The 2,758-nt window shown below is 66.0% G+C and carries 3 protein-coding genes and 1 pseudogene; all 4 read right to left on the reverse strand.

What is annotated here, in order from left to right:
• A pseudogene (locus tag MJ956_RS07755) lies at window positions 1-394 on the reverse strand (glycosyltransferase family 1 protein); the annotation flags it as partial.
• 22 nt (window positions 395-416) lie between these two features.
• Window positions 417-839: a GTP pyrophosphokinase gene (locus tag MJ956_RS07760; RefSeq protein WP_253963912.1), complete on the reverse strand. Its 423-nt coding sequence runs from the start codon at window positions 837-839 to the stop codon at window positions 417-419.
• 31 nt (window positions 840-870) lie between these two features.
• Window positions 871-1,344: a transcription elongation factor GreA gene (greA, locus tag MJ956_RS07765; protein WP_253963913.1), complete on the reverse strand. Its 474-nt coding sequence runs from the start codon at window positions 1,342-1,344 to the stop codon at window positions 871-873.
• Between the two features lie 183 nt (window positions 1,345-1,527).
• Window positions 1,528-2,727 carry an ATP-binding protein gene (locus MJ956_RS07770; RefSeq protein WP_423724816.1) on the reverse strand — a complete coding sequence of 400 codons (1,200 nt, stop codon included), beginning with the start codon at window positions 2,725-2,727 and terminating at the stop codon, window positions 1,528-1,530.
• Window positions 2,728-2,758: the final 31 nt, after the last annotated feature.

Below are 2,758 nucleotides of genomic sequence, written 5' to 3' on the forward strand. Positions count from 1 at the left end.
CCTCGGCGGGGATCGTGAGATAGCCCGCGCTCCTGCCGCTCGTCGCGATCACGGCGTCCATGCGCCGAATGAGCCGGCGCGTCCAGCCGGTGTGGTGGCGCTGCGCGGCGGAGGTGAAGACCAGTCGCAGCGGCATCCGCAGGATGTCGCGCAGCACGATGCCGGCCAGCATTTCGACGTTGCGGCGCGCGTGCCAGATGCGGAACGGCCGGCCCGTCGGCGCCGACCAGAGGCCGGGCATATCGCGAAGACGCAGCTTGGGCAGATGGTCCGGCAAACCCGGTCCGAGCGCCGCGATGCCGAGCGAGCGAGCCTGGAGGGGGACGAGCTGGATGATCGTCGACGTTACGCCGGAGAGCCGGCGTTTGAAGTTCGGCGCGATGACGGCGACCACGCTGATGTTCGGCACTGTCACCTCAGTTCGTCGCTTCTCCCGCGAGACGCAGGGCCTTCCGGTATTTTTCGAGCCGCTCTTCATCGTAGCCGCCGATCCGGCCCCGTTCCAGATTGTCCCGCAGATCCGCGATCTTGACGGGCCTGGCGAGGGGATTGGCGAGAGCCCTGCGGGCAAAAACGAAATAGTCCTCGCCTGCGCGCCTGGTCAGCGCGTCGACCGCCTCGAGTATCGCGTTCGAGAAGCCTTCGTCGCGAAGGCGCGACAGCGGCCATTCGGCGTTCTTCTCGACGACGTCGTGGAGGAGGGCGACGATTTTCGCGTCGCCCCCGTCGACCGCATCGGCGACGCGTCGGGGATGGGTGACGAAGGCGTCACCCGCTTTCTCGGTGTCTCCGGCATGGGCCGTTTCGGCGATCCGAAGAGCTCGTTCGATGCCCGCCATCGCGTCGTCTCCCGAACCCTCCGAAAACCTCTTACGCCCAACTGACCCGAAGGATTTCGTAAGACCTGGCGCCGCCGGGCGCGGCAACCTCGACGGTGTCGCCCTCGCCCTTGCCGATCAGGGCGCGGGCAATCGGCGAGGAAATCGAGATGCGTCCCATCTTCACGTCGGCTTCCTGGTCGCCGACGATCTGGTAGACCTTCTCCTCCTCGGTATCCTCGTCAATCAGCTTGACCGTCGCGCCGAATTTCACTTTTTCGCCGGACAGCTTCTTGACGTCGATGACCTCGGCGCGGGCGGTCAGATCCTCCAGCTCCGAGATGCGCCCCTCGTTCAGGCTCTGCGACTCCTTGGCGGCATGGTATTCGGCGTTTTCCGACAGGTCCCCGTGTGCGCGCGCCTCGGAAATCGCCTGGATGATCCGCGGCCGCTCTTCCTGTTGGCGACGGCGAAGCTCCTCCCGCAGCGCGTCGAATCCGTGGGTCGTCATCGGGACCTTTTCCATGGCCTCCACCTTTCCAATGCGCGGGGGCGCCGCGACATCGTCTTTTCGTTGGTTGCCGGCAGGCCGAGGCCCGACGCCGGAGCACAATAATAAACCGGCCCCAAACGGCAGGACCGTTCGGAACCAGCGAGACAAGCCGGACTGTGACGATGCCTGGCGCCTCGTCCGAAGGGCGCGCTTTAGTCAGGCAGCCGTAAAGTACGATTGCAACGGCCGAACTTCAAGATTGCCGGTGCTGAGCGCCGCAATCGCTTCGGCCGCAGCGCTCATACCGGCCAGGGTCGTGTAATACGGCACCTTGTGGATCAAGGCCGCGCGGCGCAGCGAGCGCGAATCGGACAGGGCCTTGGCGCCCTCCGTGGTGTTGAGAACCAGTTGCACCTGCCGGTTGCGAATCGCGTCCTCGATATGCGGGCGCCCCTCCAGGACCTTGTTGATCTTCTCGGCGGCGATGTCGTTATCGAGGAGGAAACGCTGCGTGCCGCCCGTCGCGATCACCTTGAAACCGAGGTCGTAGAGCCGCCGGATCGGCGCGAGGGCCCGCTGCTTGTCCCCGTCACGGACCGAGACGAAGACCGTGCCGTCGCGCGGCAGTTCGACGCCGGCGCCGAGCTGCGACTTGGCGAAGGCGACCGCGAAGTCGTAATCCAGCCCCATGACTTCGCCGGTCGAGCGCATCTCGGGGCCGAGCAGCGTGTCGACGCCGGGGAAGCGGGCGAAGGGGAATACCGCCTCCTTGACCGCGATATGCTTCAGGCTGTGGGGATCCGGCGCGCCGCCATAGGCCGCGAAGGCCGTGTCGAGGGTTTCGCCGGCCATGATCCGCGCCGCCACCTTGGCGATCGGCGAACCGATGGTCTTGGCGACGAAGGGCACGGTGCGCGAGGCGCGCGGATTGACCTCCAGCACATAGATATCCTCGCCCTTGATGGCGAACTGGACGTTCATCAGGCCGCCGACCTTGAGCGCCAGTGCCATTTCGCGAGTCTGGCGGGCCAATTCGTCGGTGATTGCGGTCGACAGCGAACGCACCGGCAACGAACAGGCCGAGTCGCCGGAATGGATTCCGGCTTCCTCGATATGCTCCATGATGCCGGCCACATAGGTCGACGTGCCGTCCGACAGGCAATCGACGTCCACCTCGATCGCGTCCTTGAGGTAGGAGTCGATCAGGACCGGCGACTTGCCCGAGACGACGACGGCCTGGGTGATGTAGCGCTCGAACTGCGGCTCGTTGCGGACGATCTCCATCGCCCGGCCGCCGAGCACGTAGGACGGGCGGATGACCACCGGATAGCCGATTTCGGCGACGATCCGCCGCGCTTCCTCGACCGAGCGGGCAATGCCGTTGCGCGGCTGGCGCAGACCCAGATCGGTGAGCAGCTTTTGGAAGCGGTCGCGATCCTCGGCGAGG

Origin of the sequence: Aurantimonas marianensis (assembly GCF_024195285.1) — a bacterium.
GTDB lineage: Bacteria > Pseudomonadota > Alphaproteobacteria > Rhizobiales > Rhizobiaceae > Aurantimonas > Aurantimonas marianensis.